Here is a 19,528-nt window from a genome sequence, read left to right as displayed (position 1 = left end):
TCAGCCACCCGTGCCGGGCGCCGATTGGCCGACGCAGACGTAGCCCGCCGGGGTGTGGCGGTACCAGTTGCCGGTCGCCTCGGCGCAGGGGGCGAGCACGCGGTCGTTGCGCTGGGGCGCTGCCACCGGTGCCGGGGCGGTGTCCACCTCGCGGGCACCGGCGGGACGGTTGGTCACGACGAAGCCGTCCTCGTCCTCCTCGACGATCATCACGTAGCGGGCGCGCTTGGCGGGGTAGCGGATGCCGACGTCGTAGTCGCCGTCGGCCACCTTCTCCAGGATCGCGCCGGGGCGGTCGCTGCCGAGCGGCGCGCAGCCCGTTCCGGCGAGCAGAACCGGCAGCAGCGCCGCCGCGGCGATCAGGGTTCGGATCATCGGAATGTTCCTGCTCATGCCGGGATCGCCTTGCGCTGGGCGTTGACCGCGGCGGCGGGGCCGGCGGCCTCCATCAAGTCGGGCGGGGTCGGCTCGATGCCGGCCTCGGCCAGCGTGCGGTAGACGGACCGCCAGACCAGCTCCGGCACGACGAAGCTGGCGTCGTAGTCCTCGACCCAGAAGAACAGGTTGTATTTGCACAGCCATTGGCCGTTGACGCCGCGGATGCCGTCGTAGCGGACGAAGGCCGGGCCGCCGGTGGCGCTGGGCAGCACCTTGTCGGCGTTTTGCAGGGCGGTGGTCAGCAGGCCGCCCATCCGGCCGGGGTCGTGGCGGGCGTCGGCGTAGTATTCCAGCTTCATCGACACCCGGTCGACCGCGCTGAAATTGACGACGGTCGCCTCCGACACCTTGGCGTTGGGCATGGCGACGATGAAGCCGGCGACGTTGCGGATGCGCACCGTGCGCCACGTCATGTCCACCACGACGCCGCGCACCAGATCGGTGATCTGGATGCTGTCGCCGATCTGGAACGGCCGCTCGATGTTCAGGACGATGCCGGAGAAGACGTTGGCGATGTTGGCCTGGATGGCGAGGCCGATGACCATGCCGACGAGGCCGGAGGCGGCGAGCAGGCTGGTGATCGGCTGCTTCAGCACGAAGGCGATGATGCCGCAGCCGGCGAAGCCGAAGACGATCAGGGTGGAGAAGCGGCGGACGATGCCGGGGATCTTGCGCTGGGTGCGGATCTCCAGCGGGGTCCAGACGAAGCGCTCCAGCGTGCGGTCGACCAGGATGGCCGGCACGATCCACCACAGCACGTTGACGCCGTTCACCACCATGGCGATTCCGCTGGCTGGCAGCGTCGCCACTGCCTGATCCAGCACGATGTTGCCGGCGGACATCAGCAGCAGCGGCCAGGACAGGATGCGCATGAACAGCGTCTGGATCTTCCAGAACTGGCCACGGTCGCGGCGGTCCATAAAGGCGGCGAAGACCGCCAGAACGGCGCTGAAGATGGCGATGTAGACGAAGAAGTCGCGGTGGATGAAGTCGCGCGCCGCCGGGGAATCCGCTGCCGCGACCACGCCGAAGTCGACGCGCGAGAAGTCCGGCTGCGGACGGCCGAAACCGACATAGTTGGGATCGCCTTCGCTGCCGACCGAGGCGACGTCCTGCGAGATCCAGGCGCGCGACAGGCGCCAGCCGGGCGACGGCGCCAGCACCCGCTTGGCGCGGAGCTGGTCGAGCAGGGTGGAGCTTTCGCTCTCGCCCTCCAGCGCCCGGCGGAAACGGTCGGCGAGGCCGGGATCGGCGGCGGACGCGGTCTCCGCCGCGGCCATCGCCTTCAGCTTCTCCACGAAGTCGTTGGTGTCGACCAGCGACATGCCGAGCACGTCGGTGACGAACATCACCGTGTTGCGGTTCTGCGTCCGGTGGCGGAAGCTGACGCCGACCGTCTGGCTGCCGTAGGGCGGGCGCTGGTCGAAGACGTTCAGGGCGAAGCGCCCCTCGATCCGGTAGGCGACGTAGGTGGTGACCTCGCCGCGCTCCTCGCGGTAGGGCTTGCCCAGCTCGACCGGCTTGACCGCGTTGGTGAAGACGACGTCCGCCGGGTTGAAGGCGCCGCGGTAGCGGAACCAGATCGTCAGGTTCAGCGTCGCCTCGTTGGCGTCCGGATTGAGGTCGCGGATCTCGTGGAGCTGGACGCCGGTGTAGATGACGTCCGTCTTGTACATGAAGCGGTCGTTGACGTAGAGCGCACGGCCCTTGGTGACCTCCTCCAGGAAGTTGGAGACGCCGGCCTCGCGGATCGGCTGGAGCTGGGTCAGCGCCGCCACCGGGTTCAGGCCGTTGTAGGAGGCCATCATCACCGGCAGGGTCGCCTGTCCGCGATTGTCGAAGGTCCAGGTGCCGACTGTGCCCTGGAAGGCGGTCTCGGCGCGGTCGTGGTCGGCGATGGCGCGGCGCAGCGCCTCGCCGTCCGGCTTGCCGGTGGTGACATTCGTTCTGGCGATCGCTCCGGCGATGAGGTCCACGCCGTCGGCGCCCAGCGCCGCCGCCCAGTCGGGCACCGCGTTGAAGCGCTTCACATACTGGCCGTAGAAGCGCTGCGCCCGCTCGTTCGCGGTGTCGAACAGCACGGGCGAGGACACCAGCAGGCCGTGGCCGTAGGCTTCCGGGGTCAGCGCCTTGGGGTTGGCCTGCGCCTGGGCGACGATCTCGGTGCGGAAGGCCGAGCTGGCCATCTCCGAGCTGCCGGCGATCAGGTTGCGCACCCCGGCGTCGCGCAGCGCCACCACCACCCGCGCGCTGTCCACCGCCGACCCGATGACGACGACGGCGCCGGTCGGCATTTTCTCTTTCACCGCCTGGGCCAGCGCCGGCAGGGTGGAAGCGCCGCTGCGGCCCGGCGCGAAGGTCCATTGGCCGACCAGCCTGGTGCCGAAGCGCTGGAGGATCGCGTCGAACTGCCCGGCCTGGGCCGCCGCCTGCTCGCTGTCCTCGCGGACGATGGCGACGGTCGGCTCGCCCACCACGTTGCGCACGTAGTTGGCGAGGAAGCGCGTCTCGTGCGTGCGGTCCAGCGTGATGCTGAACAGCCAGGGGCTGGGGGCGGCTTCGGCCGGGCGGACCAGCGGGCGCGGCGCGATCAGCGGGATCTGCCGCTGGGCGTAGATCGCCGTCGCGCTGTCGGTGGCGTCCGGCGTGTGGCCGATCACCGCGAGGATGGTGGGATCGTTGGAGACGCGCCGGGCGATCTCCAGCGACTTGCCCTTGTCGCCCTCGTCGTCGAAGGGCTTGACAACCACGGGACGGCCGGCGATGCCGCCCGCCGCGTTGATCGTGTCGGCGCGCAGCGCCGCCCCCTTGCGCAGCGCCAGCCCGAGCGCCGCGTCCGGCCCGCTGAGCGGCCCGACGACGGCGACGGTCAGCGGCTCGCGCGCGCTGTCGCCGAGGAAGCCGGCGCGGACGACCAGGGAGACCAGCACGGTGACGAGCATCGCCGCCGCCAGGATCAGCGCGAAGCGCGCCTTCTTGGTCAGGTGCGACCAGCGCAGCGGCGGCCGGGAGCGGGGCTGGAGCGAGCTCAGCATGGGGTGGGCCTCGGGCGGTCCGTGTCGGGGTGGAGCAGGGCGAGGGGGATGTAACCCTCTCCCCTCTGGGGAGAGGGTGCCCGCGAAGCGGGTGGGTGAGGGGGATGTGCGTGGCGGTTCGTTCGGCACACGCCCACCCCCCTCACCCCAACCCTCTCCCCAGAGGGGAGAGGGAGAAAAGCAATCGGGCCGGCCATCCTCATTGCTCCTGCATCGCGTGCTGGAGGCCGTTGAGGACCGGCGAGAACACATAGTCGAGGATGGTGCGCCGCCCGGTCAGGATGCTGCAGGTCACGCGCACGCCGGGGAACAGCTCGTAGGTCTTGCCGCCGTAGTCGAAGCGGGTCACCGGCAGCTCGACGCGGACCTTGTAGTAGGACTGTTTGTTGGCATCGAGCAGCGTGTCGGGGCTGATCGTCCGCACCCGCCCCTCGATGTGGCCGAAGCGCGAGGCGTCGCCGCCGGCGAGCGTCACCACCACCGGCTGGTCGGGGCGGACATAGCCGATGTCCTGCACCGGCAGGCGGGCGTCCACCACCAGCTTGCCGTCGCGCGGCACCAGTTCCACCACCGTCTCGCCGGCCTTGACCACGGCGCCCTTGGTGGAGACGGCCAGCGTCTTGACGATGCCGTCCATCGGCGCCCGCAGGCTGCTGCGGTCCAGGCTGTCCTGATAGCGGGTCAGCCGCTGCGACAGCTCGTCGTGGTTGCGGCGGGCCTCGTCGAGGGCGTTGCGGCTCTCTTCCTCGTATTTGCGGCCGATCCACACCAGCTTGCTGCGTGCCTCGGCCAGCGCCGCCTCGGCCTGGGCGAGCGTGGCGCGGTCCTCGGCGATGGCGCTGCTGACGCGGGCGTCGTCACGCAGCAACTCCAGATGCTTCATGCGGTTGGTGATCTCGCGCTTCAGCAGGGTCTCGCTGATGGAGAGCTGCTCGCGGATCAGGCCCTGCGCCACCTGGGAACCGCCGATGCGCGCCCGCACGGCCGCCGCCTGCTGCTCGCGCTGGGCGATGTCCTGGCGCTGGATGTCGAGGTCGGAGGCCAGCCGGTCGCGGCGGGCGCGGAACAGGTCGCGGGTCTGCGTCACCAGATCGGGCCGCTCGCGCAGGAGCCGTTCGGGGAAGATTATGGCCTCGCGGCGCCCGACCTCCGCCTCCAGCCGCGCGGTGTCGGCGGACAGCGAGCCGAGGCGCAGCTTCAGCTCCTCCAGGTCGGCGCGGATCTTGGTCTGGTCAAGCTCGACCAGCGCTTGGTCGGCGGTGACCGAATCGCCTTCCTGCACCAGGATGTCGCGGACGATGCCGCCCTCGAAATGCTGGACCGACTGGTTGTAGGACAGCGGCACCACGTCGCCGGGCGCGCTGCTGGAGACGTTCAGCTCGGCGATGGCCGCCCAGCCGAGTGCGGCGAGGAAGGCGGCGATGCTGACCGCGAACAGGCCGTCGCCGAAGCGGCTTTCCGTGTCCGTGGGCTGCGAACCTGTCAGAGAGGCCGGGAGGACGGCCGGGATGCCTGTCGGAATGGCGGGCGGCACGGCCGCGGCGGGTGCGGCGGTGGGCTTGCGGGTCAGCAGGGGAAGCGGCTTCATGGCGTCACCAGCCCCGCCGGGTCGCGGACCATGGCCGCGCCGTTCGGCACCGCGCCGTTCGGTTGGTCGAGGTCGAGCACCAGCGAGGCGCCCTGGAGGATGCGCGGGTCGTGGGAGGCGATGATCACCGTGTGGCCGCTCCGCGCCAGCTCGATCAGCGTCCGGTAGACGGTGGCGGTACCCTCGGAGTCTAGCCCGTCGGTCGGCTCGTCGAGCAGGATCAGCCGACCGCCGACCGCCAGGGCGCGGGCCAGCGCCAGCCGGCGGCGGTGGCCGGTCGGCAGCTCATGGCCGAAGTTGCGCAGCGGCGTGTCGAGCCCCTGGGCGCAGTCGGCCACCGTGCGGTCGGCCCCGGCGCGGTGCAGGACGGCGTGCAGCTCCGCCTCCGACAGGCGCGGGTTGGCGAGCAGCAGGTTCTCGCGGATCGTCCGGTTGAGGAACACCGGCTCCTGCGGCAGCAGCCCGATCTGCTGGCGCCACCAGGAGGGGGCGAACTTGCGGATGTCCACCCCGTCGGCCAGCACGGCGCCCTCCTGCGGGTCGGCCAGCCCGGCGATCAGGCGGATCAGCGTCGATTTGCCCGAGCCGTTGCGGCCCTTCAGCACCAGGATGTTGCCGGCGGGCACCGACAGGTTCAGCCGGCGCAACAGCGGCGTGACGCCGCCCGGCGGGGTGAAGGTCAGGTCGCGCAGCTCCAGCGTGCCGGCGTAGCGGGGCAGGCTGGTGCCGCCGGTCGGCTCGACCGCGGTGCGGGCGAACTGCTCCAGCCGGACCTGCGCCTGCCGGGCCATCGCCAGGGACTCGCCGATCTGGGCCAGCCGGGTGAAGGGCGCCAGCGCGCGGCCGACCAGCAGGTTGATGCCGATCAGCGACCCGACGTCCAGCTCGCCGCGCACCACAAGAACGGCGCCGGTGGCGATCACCGCCACGCCCTGGAGCGCCTGGAGGCTCTGCGCCGCCGACTGGGCGCGGCCCTGGCGCATCGACATGCGCTCGCGGACCACGCGCAGGGCCTTGGCCGCGCGCTGCCAGTCGCCGAGGAGCGGCTTGGCGCCGCCGAACAGCGCCACCGCGTCGCGCCCGACGATGGCGGTGGTGACCAGCCCCTGGGCGTCGGCGCCGGCCTGGGCGAGGTCGCGCCCGACCGCCCGCATGTCCGCCTGGGCCAGCAGCCCGGCGGCGATGGCCAGCAGCGTGAAGACGAGGCAGATCGCCGCCAGCGGCCAGGAGATCAGCGCCACCACGAGGATGAAGCCGAGCGCGAAGGGCAGGTCGAACAGAGTCGCGAGGTTGGCGGAGCCGAGCGCGGAATCGATCTGCTCCGGCGCCCGCAGCGCCTCGCGCCGCGCGGCGTCGCCCTCCGCCGAACCGGCACCGCTGCGCGCGGTCATCAGGATGCCGAAGGCCCCGGTGGTCAGCCGCTCGTGCTCGGCGCGTCCGATGCGCCCGGCGATGCCCAGCCGGACGTGGCGGAACAGATGCTCGAAGGCGATTGAGAGGACGACGCCGACGGTCAGCGCCGCCAGCGTGGAGTCGACGCCGTGCGTCACGTACCGGTTCAGCACCAGCATCGTGTAGAAGGACGAGGCCAGCCCGAGCAGGTTCGCCGCCAGCGACGCCGCGAAGACGCGGGCGGTCAGCCGCAGGTTGGCGCGCAGCCGTTGGATCAGCATCCCGATGGCGCCGCCGCTCATCGCTGGTCTCCCGTGCCGCGTCGGCCTGGATCGCGCCCACCCTGATCGCGGAAGGCGCCGCGGCCCATCGGGGCCAGCTTCGGCATCGGCTTGGTCTGGATGTCAGTCGCGTTCAGCCGGCCCATGGCGGCGAGCAGGCGGTAGCCGGCCAGCACCAGCTCCGTCTCCGCCGCGGCGGCGTCGCTGCGCGCGTTGATCAGCGTCGTCTCGCCCGACAGGATATCGATCAGCGACCGCGTGCCCAGCTCGCGCTCAGACCGCGCCACGTCGAGGAAGCCGGCGGCGAGGCTCGCCTGATCGTTCAGCAACTGCACCTGGGTACGGGCGCTTTCCAGGCGGTTCCAGCTGTTGCGGACGGTCTCCAGCACCGTGCGCTCCTGGTCGGCCCAGGTCGCGTCGGCGGCCCGCAGGTCGGCCTCGGCCAGCCGGATGCTGTTGAGCGCGGTCAGGCCGGTGTTCAGCGAGAAGGTGACCTGGAGCTTGAACAGCAGCTCGTTCTGCCGTCCGGACTGGCCGGCGACGTCGCGCTTGATGTTGTGTTCCACGAAGCCGTCGATCCGCGGGTAGAGCGTGCGGCCGCGCACCGAGGTCACCGCCTCCTGCGCCGCCGCGGTGGTCAGGGCCAATTCCTGGAGACGCGGGTTGTGGCGGCGCGCTTCCTCCACCGCCGCATCCATCGAGACGGGCAGGCCGGCGCGCGTCATCGCCAGGACCTGGGCGTTGCTGACCTGGAAGGGGACATGGCCGAAGAAGGCCTGGAAGCGGCTCTGCGCGTTCTGCGTTGCCTCCTCCGCCGCGACGCGGCGCGCCTGGGCGCCGGCCAGCTGGCTCTTGGCCTGGAGAACGTCGGTGGAGAAACCGAAGCCCTCCTGAAGCCGCACCTCCTCCAGCCCGGTCTGGCGGCGGATGTTGTCCTCGGACTGGCGCGCGAAGGCGAGGAGCTGGTGGGCGCGGACGAGGCCGGCGTAGGCGGTGAGTCCCTCCACCAGCAGCTCCTGCCGGGTGCGCTCGACCCCGATGTCGGCGCGGACCAGCGTCACCTGGGCGCGCCGGATGTCGGCGTTGGTCGCGTCGAAGTCCCAGATCAGCTGCGTCGCCCGAGCCGAAAATTGCGAGGCGTTCATGTCCGTGTTGGGCAGGCCGGCTGGCTTGGTCGTGCTCTCGCGCCCGCCGTTGGCCGACAGGCTCAGCGTCGGGAACCAGCCGCCATGGCTGATCCGCAGGGCGTTGCGGGCCCCGTCGGCGACGGCCTCCGCCCCGCGCAGGCGGTCGTGGGTCTCCGTCGCCTTGCCGATCAGCGCCACCACCTCGTCGCGCGGTGATGCAATCAAAGGTTGTGGCGCTCCGGTCAGGAGCGGAAGCGCAACCGTGGCGATAAGACAAAACTTGTGCATGAGGGTCCTGGAGATCGCCGCATGTTTAGGCCGTTCGACCTACAGCGATGATGATCTTAGTCGAGAACTCTCATATTCATTTAGGACAAAACAGTATCCAAATACCTAAAAATGCGTCGAATTCTGTCGGTCGATCATGAATTTTCTGCGACCGGCACAATCGTTGATGCATGGGTTGTGACGTGGTGTGTGTCGGCGGTGTGGGCGGTCATGGCCCAATCGCCGCTGTGCGCATCCAGGCTGTTTTGCACAACCGGAACGGTGTCCGGCAGGCCCAGGCCGGAGGAGAGAAGCGCCGCGTAGTCGAAGCGCCCGTGATCGGCCTGAGACGACGGAGATGGCGACGCGGCCAGCGGCTGGCTGTGCAGCTGCCCCGCGGCGGTGGCCTGCGCGTCGAAGGCGACGCCGGCCACCAGGCGGCTGCTGCCGTCGGCCATGGTCATGCTGGTGGTGCCGAGGACGTGGTTGCCGGCCAGCGTCGTGTCGGTCGGGGTGGCCGTGGTGGCGATGGACAGGATTCCGGCCTCGGACAGCGTGCGCAGTTCGCCCTGCTGGCTCACCCCGTCGCCGTCGGCGTCCTGCCAGACCTGGAGCGTGGCGAAGCTCTCGTCCGCGGCGTCCAACCGCCCGTCGTGGTTGCTGTCGAGCGAGGCGAGCGCCTCCAGGCTGCTGTTGAAGCCCTTTCCGAAATGCTCCGACACCAGCTCGCGCCCGTCGTCGATCTGCCCGTTGTGATTGTCGTCCCGCACCAGCAGCGCGTTGCCCTTGCCGACCCAGCCGGTCCGGTCGGCCACGCCGTCGCCGCTGACGTCGAACAGGACGCCGTCGGTCAGCGCCCGCAGGGCCAGCCCGTCGCCGGCCATGTCCAGCACGATGGGGTCGCTGGCGACGGTGGTCAGCTTGATGTTGTCGACGCGCAGGATCGGGTTGACGCTGTTGTCGCTGGTGTCGGAGGTGCCGAAGCCCAGCGACAGGGTGCTGTTGGCCGCGATCACCACGCTGAACTTGCCGCTGGCGCTCGCGTCCTTGGCGAGCAGGGTCACCACGCCGTTGACGCTGACGAAGGCGAAGTCGTGATAGCCGGGGTCGGAGAAGATGAAGGTCCAGTCGAAGGTCAGGATCGTGTCCTTCGTCACCGTGACGGTGCTGGCCAGCTTCATCGCGTTGCCGAAGGACGGGATGGTCCCGGTCGCCGTGGCGATGGAGCCGTGGGCGAGGCCGAGGAAATCCTCGAGCTGCGTCGGCGTCCGGCCGCCCGCGGAGGTCAGGGTTCCCTCATGCCCGTCGCCGGTCGCGCCCACCGTGGCGCCGCCGGTGTAGCTCCAGCCGGTCAATCCCTTGTCGAAGGAGCCGTTGGGGATCAGCACGCCGGGATGAAGGGTGACGGTGTCGGTGGCGGCGGAGAAGGCGCTGCCGGCGCCGAGGGTGACGGCGGCCTTGGAACCGGCGCTGCCCGTGGTCTGGTCCCAGGCGCGGATGGTCAGGGCGCCGTTGACGGTGGCCGGCACCGCGGCGTCGGGCTGGAAGTACAGCCGGTCGGTGGCGCGCAGCAGAAGGGCGGAATCGCTGTCGTTGACCGCGCCGACGAGGCTCCAGCTGGCGCCGTTGTCGGTGGAGAACCACCAGCGGCCATAGCTCTCGCTGGTGCCGGTCAGGGCGATGCCGGTGAGGGCGCCCGCGTCGGCGTCGGTGACGTTCGCCGGGCCGCTGCCGTTCAGCCCGACCAGCTTGGACACCGCGAATCCCACCGTGCCGGCGGTGGGGGCGGCCAGGGCCTCCGCCGCCACGGTCACGTCGAGGTTGGTGTCGATCAGGACGGGCGAGGCGTTCGGCGGCGCCACGGTGACGCCGATGGTCGCGGTGGCGGTCAGCGGCCCGCCGGCCCCGCCGTTGCCCAGGTCGTTCACGACGATCCGGATGGCGTCGGCCCCGGTGTAGGCGCTTGCCGTGTAGACGAGCCCGTTGGCGGCGCCGAGCAGCCCGTTGATGGTGGCGAGCGTCGCGCGGATGGTGACGCTGTCCGTTCCGTTGCCGGTGATGACGGCGTCCCACCCGGCGTCGGCCAGAGTCAGCGTGCCGTGGCCGGCGCTCAGCGTAACCAGCATCGGCAGCGCGCCGGCGTCGACGTCGGACACCGACAGGCCGGTGACCGCCACGGCCACGCCCTTCACCGTCGCCAGCGCCGCCGTGCCGGCGGTGATCTGCGGCGCGTCGTTGACGGGGGTGACGGTTCCGGTCAGGGCGATGGTGTCGGCGCTGTAGACGGTGCTGCCGCCGACGCCAGCCGTCAGGTCCACGCGGCCGCCGGTGACGACGGGGGCGCCGCCGTCCTCGATCAGCCGGACGGTCAGGGCCGGGGTGGTGCCGTTCCAGTCGGCGGCGGGAACGAAGCGCAGCAGCGCGCTGGCCGCGACGACCAGCGCCGCCCCCTCCGCCACCGCGCCTACGGTGATCCAGGCGGAACCGGACCAGTATTGCCAGACGCCCTGCGCGGCGGTCGCCGCGTTGCCGACGATGGCGACGCCGGCGAAGCCGTTGGCGGCGGACCCGCCGCTCACCGCGTCCGCCGGGTCGGAGAACAGATGGCCGAACAGGGCGGTGACGGTGGTTCCCGCGGGGTTGGCGGTGTCCTCGGCGATGGTCGGCAAAGTGGCCGTCGTGCTCGTCGCCACCGGGGCGTCGTTGACGGAGGTGATGGTTCCGGTCAGGGCGATGGTCCCGGCGCTGTAGCGGCTGTCGCCGCCGACGCTCGTCGCGTCGATCCGCTCGCCGCTGGCGATCGGGCCTTGCGACGTGTCGACCAGCCGGACGGTCAGGGCCGGGGTGGTGCCGTTCCAGTTGGCGGCGGGAACGAAGCGCAGCGCGGTGTTGGCGGAGAGCAGCAGGCCGCTGCCGCCGCTGACCGCGCCGATGTCGGCCCAGGCCGTTCCGGTCCAGTACTGCCACGCCCCCTGCGCCGCGGCGGCGTTGCCGACCACCACCACGCCGGCCAGCGTGTCGGCGGCCGACCCGCCGCCCACCGCGTCGGCGGCGTCGGAGAACAGGTGGCCGAACAGGCTGGAGACGGTGGCGCCCGCCGGGTTGGCGGTGTCCTCCGCGATGGTCGGCAGGGCGGCCGCCGTGCCGGTGGCGACGGGGGCGTCGTTGACCGCGCCGACCGTGGTGGTCAGGGCGACGGTGCCGGCGCTGTAGCGGCTGTCGCCGCCCACGCTCGCCAGGACGGCCCGCCCGCCGCTGGTCACGACCCCTTGCGAGTCGTCGATCAGCCGGACGGTCAGGGCCGGCGTCGTGCCGTTCCAGTTGGCGGCGGGAACGAAGCGCAGCATCGCGCTGGCGGCCAGCAGCAGGGTGTTGCCGTCAGAGGCCGCCCCCACGGCGGTCCAGGCCGTGCCGGTCCAGTATTGCCAGACGCCCTGCGCGGTGGTCGCCGCGTTGCCGACAATGGCGACGCCCGCGAAGCCGTTCGCGGCGGACCCGCCACTCACGGTGTCCGTCGCGTCGGAGAACAGGTGGGCGAACAGGGCGGTGATGCTGGCACCGGCCGGGTTGGTGGTGTCCTCCGCGATCGCCGGCAGGACGGCGGTCGCTCCGGTGGCGACCGGTGCGTCGTTGACCGGGGTGACGGTTCCGGTCAGGGCGATGGTCCCGGCGCTGTAGACGGTGCTGCCGCCGACGCCATCGGTCAGGTCAACCCGCCCGCCGGTGACCAGCGGCGCACCGCCATCCTCGACCAGCCGGACCGTCAGGGCCGGGGTGGTGCCGTTCCAGTTGGCGGCGGGAACGAAGCGCAACGCGGTATTCGCCGCCAGCAGCAGCCCGTTGGCGTCGCTCGCCGCGCCGACATTGGCCCAGGCCGTGCCGGTCCAGTACTGCCACGTTCCTTGCGCCGCGGTGGCGGCGTTGCCGACCACGACCACGCCGGCCAGCGCGTTGGCCGCCGACCCGCCGCTCACCGCGTCGGCGGCGTCGGAGAAGAGGTGGCCGAACAGGCTGGAGACGGTGGCGCCGGACGGGTTGACGGTGTCCTCGGCGATGGTCGGCAAGGTGGCGGTCGTGCCGGTGGCGATGGGGGCATCGTTGACCGCGCCGACCGCGGTGGTCAGGACGATGGTGCCGAGGCTGTAACGGCTGTCGCCGCCCGCGCCCGTCACGTCCGCCCGCCCGCCGCTGGTCACGGCCCCTTGCGAATCGTCGATCAGGCGAACCGTCAGGCTCGGCGGCACGCCGTTCCAATCGGCGGCGGGAACGAAGCGCAGCTTGGCGTCGGCGGACAGCAGCAGGGCATCGCCGTCCGAGGCCGCCCCTACGGCGGTCCAGCTCGTGCCGGTCCAGTATTGCCAGACGCCTTGCGAGGTCGCCGCGTTGCCGACGATGGCGATCCCGGCGAAGCCGTCCGCGACGGAACCGTCCGTCACGGCGTCCGCCGGGTCGGAGAACAGGTGGCCGAACAGGGTGGTGACCGTGGCACCGGACGGATCGGTGGCGTCTTCCGCAACCGCCGGCAGGAGCGCGCTCGTTCCGGTGGCGACCGGCGCGTCGTTGACTGGCGCGACGGTTCCGGTCAGGGCGATGGTCCCGGCGCTGTAGATGGTGCTGCCGCCGACGCCGGTCGTCAGGTCCACGCGGCTTCCAGTGACCAGAGACACGCCGCCATCCTCGACCAGCCGCACGGTCAGGGCCGGGGTGATGCCGTTCCAGTTGGCGGCGGGCAGGAAGCGCAGCGCCGTGTTCGCCGCCAGCATCAGCCCGTCGGCGTCGCTCGCCGCGCCGATGCCGGCCCAGGCCGTACCGGTCCAATACTGCCACGTCCCTTGTGCCGCGGTGGCGGCGTTGCCGACCACCACCACGCCGGCCAGCGTGTTGGCCGCCGAGCCGCCGCCCACCGCGTCGGCGGCGTCGGAAAAGAGATGACCGAACAGGCTGGAGACGGTGCTTCCCGCCGGGTTGACGGTGTCCTCCGCGATGGTCGGCAAAGTGGCCGCTGTGCCCGTTGCCACTGGGGCGTCGTTGACCGCGCTGACCGACGTGTTCAGGGCGATGGTGCCGAGGCTGTAGCGGCTGTCCCCTCCCGCGCCCGTCACGTCCGCCCGCTCGCCGCTGACAACCGGTCCTTGCGAATCGTCGATCAGGCGCGCCGTCAGGCTTGGCGGCACACCGTTCCAGTCGGCGGCGGGAACGAAGCGCAGCTTGGCGTCGGCGGCCAGCAGCAGGGCGTTGCCGTCCGACACCGCTCCCACGGCAGTCCAGGCCGTGCCGGTCCAATACTGCCATTGCCCCTGGGTGGCGTCCGCGGCGTTGTCGACCAGCGCCACGCCGGCGAAGCCGTTGCCGGCGGAGCCGAACAGCGCGTCGGTCGGGTCGGAGAACAGCCCGCCGAACAGCGACGCCACGCTGGCGCCCGCCGGGTCGGCGCTGTCCTCCGCGATGGTCGCCAGGACCGCCTGCGGGCCGGTCGCCACCGGGGCGCCGTTCACCGGGGTCACCTCCAGCGCCAACGGGGCGACGTCCGCCGACAGCGGGGTGGTGCCGCCGACGCCGGTCAGCGTGAACAGCCGGTGTTCGGCGCCGCTGAAGCCCTCGGCCCATTCGCTGTTCACCGCCCGCAGCCCGAGCGACGGCGCGGTGCCATTCCAGTTGGCGGCCGGCAGGAAGCGCAGCAGGGCGCTGCCCGGAAGAACGAGGGCCGCCCCGTCGCCGACTGTGCCCACCGCCAGCCACGCGCCGCCGTCCACGCTGTACTGCCAGACGCCGAACGGGGAGTCCGGATTCGCCACCACGGCGACGCCGGTCACGCCGCTGCCGGCCTCGCCGGGCCGGAACATCGCCTCGATCAGGGAGAAGACGGCGAAGCCGGCCGGGGCCGCGGTGCCCTCGGCGATCGCCAGGGCCTTCGCGAAGGCCGCCGCGTCGAAGCCGGCCGCGAGGGTGGGGGCCGCCACCGGCGGCACCGTCGCGGGCAGGGCGTTGGCCGCGCTCTCGATGGCACGGACCACCTGCTGCTGGATTTGCGCCGCGACGGCGAAGGGATCGCTGGTCAGCGATTTGGTGACCGGCGGGGCGGCGGCGGGCGCGGTGCTGGTGGATGGCGCGGGAGCCGTGGCGCTCGGCGTGGCGGTGTCGGCGCTCTTGGCGGTTCCGGCCGCATCGAAGCTGATCGGCTTCAGCGCGGGTTCGCTTCCCATGCTGGATTTGGCCGCGGCCGGAGACGCCTCACCCTCCACCGAGGACGTGTCGGCGGTGACCTTGTCGCCGGCTTCGCCCTTTGCCTCCTCCTTGGCTCCATCCTCCTTGGCGCCTTCCTCTTTGGCGTCGTCCTTCTCGCTGCCCTCCTCCTTGCCCTCGGCCGGGGCTTCGGCGACCTGCTCAGCGGCCTTCTCCCCGCCGCCCTTGTCGCCGTCTTCCTTGGCGCCGTCCTTGGCCGCCTCTCCCGCGGGCGGCGGGTTGGCGAGATCGGCCAGCGCCTTGTTCTCGGCGGAAACCGGAACCTCGCTGCCCTGGGCGTTCTGCTGCACGGTCTCCGCGGTCTGGCGGGCGGCGGCGAGCGCCGATCCGGGGGCGCGCCCGTCCGCCAGCGCCTGACCCAGGGCGGCGTTGAAGGCGGCGCCGGACCCGCCCAGCGCCTGGACCGCCTGCTGCACGTTCTGCCCGCTGGCGAGCGCCGCGATCAGCCCGTCGCTCTTCACGCCCTTCGTCGTTTCCGCCGACAGGGCCATCGCGGTGGACACGTTCTGCTGCGCCGACCCCAGCGCGCCGGACATCTCCTGCCCGGTGGACAGGGCGCGCCCCAAGGCGTCGCCGAAGCCGCCGGACGCCGCGCCGTCGAGCCCAGCGGCGGCGGCGAAGGTCTTGACGGTGGCCGCCACATTCTGGCCCGACGACAGCGAGGCGACCAGCGCGTCCGCCGGCTTCGCCGGAACTGTGGCGGCCTCCTGGCGGGCCGCCATGTCCGTCTGCGCCCGGGCTGAGGCGCCGAGCGCCGCGTCGGGCGGTGCGCCCTGCGCCAGCGCGTCGTTCAGGACGCTGGTGAAGGCTGGGTTGCCGGCCAGCGCGCCGCTTGCGCCGTCCGTCTTTCCGGCGGCGAGGGCGCCGAGCAGGCGCGCGCCGTCGGTCTGCTCGACCGCGACGGAATTGGACTGGACCGCGCTGGCGGCGCTCTGTGCCTGTGCCTCGGCAATGGCGCCGGCGGCGTCGGCGCCGCTGGACAGGGCGTGTTCCAGCGCTTCGGCGAAGTGACCGCCCGGAGCGGGGCCGAGCGCCGTCACCGCATCCTGCACCCCGACGCCCGAGGCGAGCGCCGCGGCGAGCTTGTCGGACGGCGAGACGGGAACGGCGTCCGCCGCCGCGGGGGCGGTTGGGGGAGCGATCAAGGCCTGCGACAGGGCGGCGATGGGGTCGACGGCGCCCGCGGGGCGGGCCGCCGGGTCCATGACCCCGTTGAACAGCGCCGCCGACAGGTCGGACGCCGCCTTGGGATCGTTCGCGCCAGCCGGCCCCAATCCCTGCCCCTGGGCCAGGGCGACGGCCAGGCGCTGCTCGCCGGTCAGCGCCGCGGTTTCCTGTGCGGCTTCCGCCATGCGCGCCGCGGTGCCAGCGGCGATCCGGCTCGCCTGCGCAATGGCGTCGTCGGGCGTGGCGCTGGCGCCGACCCCCGCCGCAACGTCGCGCATCCAACCGTCCGCCACGCTGCCCGCGGCGCCTTCCGGCAGGCCCTGTCCGGTCAGCGCCGCCGCCAGCTTCTCCTGCACGGCTTTCAGCGCGCCGGGATCGCCGCCCAGCAGCACCGCCGCCGCTTCGGACGCCAGGGCATCGGGGATGGTCAGGAGCGGGGCGGTGGCGTCCAGGGTGTCCGGCATAGTGGCCCTCTCGCCATCGCGGCGGTCGCGTATCGGGAAGGCCAATAACAAAGGGATTTATTAAAGAAATTCTGAATGCTGCCGTTCTTTTGGTCGATCGGAAGTTAATTTTGCTTGGATCGGCGGTCATACAACAACGAAATCCCCGCAGAGCGGCGATGGTTACTGCATGAATTTTGGTTCATGCGGCAGCAAATTGTCGATTATTGATACATTTGAGGATCGGGTTGTAAAAGTGATGAATGTGTCTTTCTGAAAAGTGGTGTTCGGGAACGGCGCCGCACCCGCCAACCCACCCTGGGATGGAGGGGAGGCGCCGTTCGCACGGATGGCGTCAGGACGCCGTGCGGATGGTGCCGACGCGTCCGCCGGCCAGGAAGTCCTCGGCGGCCCGCCCGCCGACGCGGACGCCGCTGTCCTTCTCGAACAGGGAGAAGTCCTTCAGCAGGCAGTCGATCCCGACCGCCTCGCCGACGCGCAGCTCGCTGTAGCCGGGGACGGACACCATCACCTCGTCGGTCAGGCCACCGTCGTCGTCATGGGCGGTGTGGACGCCGGACAGCTTGACGGAGATCAGCGATTCCGCCCCCACATGCTCGACCAGGGTGACGGTGCCCGGCAGGCTTTTGCCCTGGCCCGGCGGCACGATGGCGAGCGCGCCGGGGCGCAGCCCCAGCCAGACCTTCATGCGGCTGGTGCCGCCCGGCCGCTCGGCCTTGTCGGGCAGCGGCAGGACGCTGGAGCCGATGCGAACGGTCATGCCTTCGACCTCGGCGTCGATCAGGTTCATCGGCGGCGTGCCGATGAAGCGGGCGACGTAGGTATTGGCCGGCTTCTCGTAGATCTCGCGCGGGGTGCCGTACTGCTGGAGGTGCCCGTCGCGCATCAGCGCGATGCGGGTGCCCATGGTCATCGCCTCGATCTGGTCGTGGGTGACGTAGACGAAGTTGCCGCCGACCCGCTGGTGGAGCTGCGTGATCTCCGCCCGCATGGCGGTGCGCAGCTTGGCGTCGAGGTTCGACAGCGGCTCGTCCATCAGGAAGGCCGACGGCTCGCGCACCATGGCGCGGCCGAGCGCCACGCGCTGGCGCTGGCCGCCCGACAGGGTGCGCGGGTGGCGGTCCAGCACCTTGGTCAGGGCCAGCGTGTCGGCGGTGCGCTCCACCAGACCGCGCACCTCCGGCGAGTTCTCGATGCGGCGCTTGAAATAGTCGCCGATGAAGGGGACGTGGAACCACCAGCGGAACTGCCGCATGATCAGCGGGAAGGCGATGTTCCGCCGCACCGTCATGTGCGGGTAGAGCGCGTAGGACTGGAACACGAAGGCCATGTCGCGGTCGCTGGGCGGCAGCTGGTCCACCCGCTTGCCGCCGAGATGGATCTCGCCGCTGGTCACCGTCTCAAGCCCCGCGATCATGCGCAGGATGGTGGACTTGCCGCAGCCCGACGGGCCGAGCAGCACCAGGAACTCGTCGTCGCCGGCCTCCAGGCTCACGTTGTCGATCACGGTCAGGGAACCGAAGGACTTCGTGACGTTCTGCAGTTTGATAGCCATGGGCTTTTCCCTTTTATCTCTCGGGCGTGTCGTTGCAAGGGGGGCGGGATCGGCCCACGGTCAGCCCTTGACGCCGCCGGTCGTCATGCCGGCGACCACGTAGCGTTGGACGAACAGGTAGAAGACGACCGCCGGTAGCGTGTAGATGAAGCCGACCGCCATGACCGTGTGCACCGGCGTGCTCAGCTCGCCCACGAAGCTGGCGAGGCCGACCGAGGCGGTGCGCAGGGCGTCGTCGCTGATGAAGGTCTGGGCGAAGACATACTCGTTCCAGCCGTGGAAGAAGGCGATCACCGCCGCCGCCGCCAGCGTCGGCGCGATCAGCGGAACCACCACCGCCAGCACGATGCCCAGGCGGGAGCAGCCGTCCACCCTCGCCGCCTCCTCGATCTCCGACGGCACGCCATCGATGGCGCCCTTCAGGATCCAGGTCACCACCGGCACCGTGAAGGCCGTGTTGGCCAGGATCAGGCCGAGCAGCGTGTTGAGCAGCGACAGCTTGGTGAAGATGTCGTAGAGCGGCACCACCAGCATCGCTTCCGGCAGCATCTGCGTCATGAACAGCGCGAAGCCGAGCAGCAGCTTGCCGTTGAAGGTCAGCCGCGACAGCGCGTAGGCCGGCAGAACCGACAGCAGGATGCTCAGCACCGTCGTGCCGACCGCGACGATCAGGCTGTTGATCAACCATTGGCGCAGCGAGGTTTCGGTGAAGGCGGCGGCGTAGGTGCCGATCTGCGACAGCGTCGGCAGCAGGTTCGGCGTGGCGTCGAACAGCCGCTCCGACGGGGTGAGCGAGGTCACCAGCATCCAGTAGAGCGGGAAGGCCGCCACCCCGAGGAGGACCAGGACGGCGAGCGTGCGGGCCGTGGAATTGTGCTTCATGGGATCACCGCTTTCCGGCGGCCTTTTCCGCCCGCGTCGTCAGCCAGAAATAGACCAGCGTCACCAGGATCGCGACGACCAGCCCGATGATGCCCACCGCCGCCGCCCGGCCGAGGTCGAGATAGACGAAGGCGCGGCGGTAGAGGTCGATGACCAGCGTGTTGGTCTCGCCCAGCGGGCCGCCCTGGGTCATCAGCCAGATCACGTCGAAGCGGCGCAGCGACCACACGGTGATGAGCAGGGTCAGCAGGGCCACCGAAGGGCGGATGGTCGGCCAGGTGACGGCGCGGAAGATGCTCAGCCGGTCGGCTCCGTCGATCACCGCCGCCTCGCGCAGCTCCGACGGCACGCCCTGAAGGGCGGCCAGGATGACGACAGAGGAGAAGGGGAAGATCTGCCAGATCGTGGTGATGAGAATGGCCGGCAGGGCGAAGGACGGCTCGTCCAGCCAGTTCACCCCGCCCTCGGCGAAGCCCAGGAACTGGGCGAGGTGGCTGAACAGTCCGTACTGCGCGTTGAACATCCACACGAAGATCAGCGCCGCGGCGACCGGCGGGGCGGCCCACGGAATGGTGACCAGCGCGCGGGCGATGCCGCGCCCCCGGAAGGTGCCGTCGAGCAGCAGCGCCGCCAGCAGGCCGAGCCCGATGGAGGCGACCACGCAGACCAGCGTGTAGACCGCGGTGACGCGCAGGACCTGATGGAACTCCGGGTCGAAGACAAGCTCGCGGTAATTGTCCAGCCCGACGTAGGTCTGCTGGCCGGGCGAGAGCAGCGAGGTTGAGGTGACGCTGAGCAGGAATTCCTGCACCAGCGGGTAGCCTTGGAAGACCAGGAGATAGAGCGCCACCGGGGCGACGAAGAGTGCGGGGACCCAGCGGCCATGGTCGATCGGCGCGCGCCGCGCGGCGGCCCTGGGCTGGCTCACGGTCCTGCTCATCATGATGCGGTATCCGGAGTTGGGACCACGGCGATGGCATTCGTTATCCCCTCTCCCCCTGGGGAGAGGGTTAGGGTGAGGGGGTTGCGCTTGTGCCGGACGTACCGGAAACGCGGGACCCCCTCACCGGCCCTGCGGGCCACCCTCTC

9 protein-coding genes are annotated in these 19,528 nt (G+C 71.1%); all 9 read right to left on the bottom strand.

The genetic code is table 11. The features are described 5' to 3' along the window. The 9 genes from JJL56_RS19310 to JJL56_RS19270 all read right to left on the bottom strand — a co-directional run bounded on the left by JJL56_RS19310 (window position 1) and on the right by JJL56_RS19270 (window position 19,382). Window positions 1-375 carry a hypothetical protein gene (locus JJL56_RS19310; RefSeq protein WP_211111914.1) on the bottom strand — a complete coding sequence of 125 codons (375 nt, stop codon included), beginning with the start codon at window positions 373-375 and terminating at the stop codon, window positions 1-3. Window positions 376-389: 14 nt separating this feature from the next. Continuing rightward, entirely contained in the window at window positions 390-3,473 is a 3,084-nt protein-coding gene (locus JJL56_RS19305) for an ABC transporter substrate-binding protein (protein ID WP_200485973.1), read from the bottom strand. A 199-nt stretch (window positions 3,474-3,672) separates the two neighbouring features. Then, window positions 3,673-5,061 carry an HlyD family type I secretion periplasmic adaptor subunit gene (locus JJL56_RS19300; RefSeq protein ID WP_200485972.1) on the bottom strand — a complete coding sequence of 463 codons (1,389 nt, stop codon included), beginning with the start codon at window positions 5,059-5,061 and terminating at the stop codon, window positions 3,673-3,675. Then, window positions 5,058-6,755 (bottom strand): ATP-binding cassette domain-containing protein, encoded by a 1,698-nt coding sequence (locus tag JJL56_RS19295; protein WP_200485971.1) that lies wholly within the window; start codon window positions 6,753-6,755, stop codon window positions 5,058-5,060. The genes JJL56_RS19300 and JJL56_RS19295 overlap by 4 nt, the downstream gene beginning before the upstream one ends. Continuing rightward, a complete protein-coding gene (locus JJL56_RS19290; protein ID WP_247891149.1) occupies window positions 6,752-8,086 on the bottom strand; it encodes a TolC family protein in 1,335 nt (444 codons plus the stop codon). Before JJL56_RS19290 ends, JJL56_RS19295 begins: the two co-directional genes overlap by 4 nt. Before the next feature lie 197 nt (window positions 8,087-8,283). Next, the gene (locus JJL56_RS19285) at window positions 8,284-16,002 is read right to left on the bottom strand and encodes a hypothetical protein (protein ID WP_200486013.1); all 7,719 of its coding nucleotides are present in this window, start codon (window positions 16,000-16,002) and stop codon (window positions 8,284-8,286) included. 334 nt (window positions 16,003-16,336) lie between these two features. Further along, window positions 16,337-17,557: an ABC transporter ATP-binding protein gene (locus JJL56_RS33720; protein ID WP_200485970.1), complete on the bottom strand. Its 1,221-nt coding sequence runs from the start codon at window positions 17,555-17,557 to the stop codon at window positions 16,337-16,339. A gap of 60 nt (window positions 17,558-17,617) precedes the next feature. Beyond that, a complete protein-coding gene (locus JJL56_RS19275; RefSeq protein ID WP_145626998.1) occupies window positions 17,618-18,439 on the bottom strand; it encodes a carbohydrate ABC transporter permease in 822 nt (273 codons plus the stop codon). 4 nt (window positions 18,440-18,443) lie between these two features. Then, entirely contained in the window at window positions 18,444-19,382 is a 939-nt protein-coding gene (locus JJL56_RS19270) for a carbohydrate ABC transporter permease (protein WP_109469572.1), read from the bottom strand. Window positions 19,383-19,528: the final 146 nt, after the last annotated feature.

Source organism: Azospirillum aestuarii, from assembly GCF_016632405.1.
Lineage (GTDB): Bacteria > Pseudomonadota > Alphaproteobacteria > Azospirillales > Azospirillaceae > Azospirillum > Azospirillum aestuarii.
Note: the sequence above shows the minus strand (reverse complement) of the source record. Positions and strands in the feature narration are given on the sequence as shown.

Excerpts from the sequence above, each read along its gene's own strand:
- JJL56_RS19285 (WP_200486013.1), bottom strand. The coding sequence starts at position 16,002 with ATGCCGGACACCCTGGACGCCACCGCCCCGCTCCTGACCATCCCCGAT.
- JJL56_RS19270 (WP_109469572.1), bottom strand. The coding sequence starts at position 19,382 with ATGATGAGCAGGACCGTGAGCCAGCCCAGGGCCGCCGCGCGGCGCGCG.
- JJL56_RS19310 (WP_211111914.1), bottom strand. The coding sequence starts at position 375 with ATGATCCGAACCCTGATCGCCGCGGCGGCGCTGCTGCCGGTTCTGCTC.
- JJL56_RS33720 (WP_200485970.1), bottom strand. The coding sequence starts at position 17,557 with ATGGCTATCAAACTGCAGAACGTCACGAAGTCCTTCGGTTCCCTGACC.
- JJL56_RS19275 (WP_145626998.1), bottom strand. The coding sequence starts at position 18,439 with ATGAAGCACAATTCCACGGCCCGCACGCTCGCCGTCCTGGTCCTCCTC.
- JJL56_RS19300 (WP_200485972.1), bottom strand. The coding sequence starts at position 5,061 with ATGAAGCCGCTTCCCCTGCTGACCCGCAAGCCCACCGCCGCACCCGCC.
- JJL56_RS19305 (WP_200485973.1), bottom strand. The coding sequence starts at position 3,473 with ATGCTGAGCTCGCTCCAGCCCCGCTCCCGGCCGCCGCTGCGCTGGTCG.
- JJL56_RS19295 (WP_200485971.1), bottom strand. The coding sequence starts at position 6,755 with ATGAGCGGCGGCGCCATCGGGATGCTGATCCAACGGCTGCGCGCCAAC.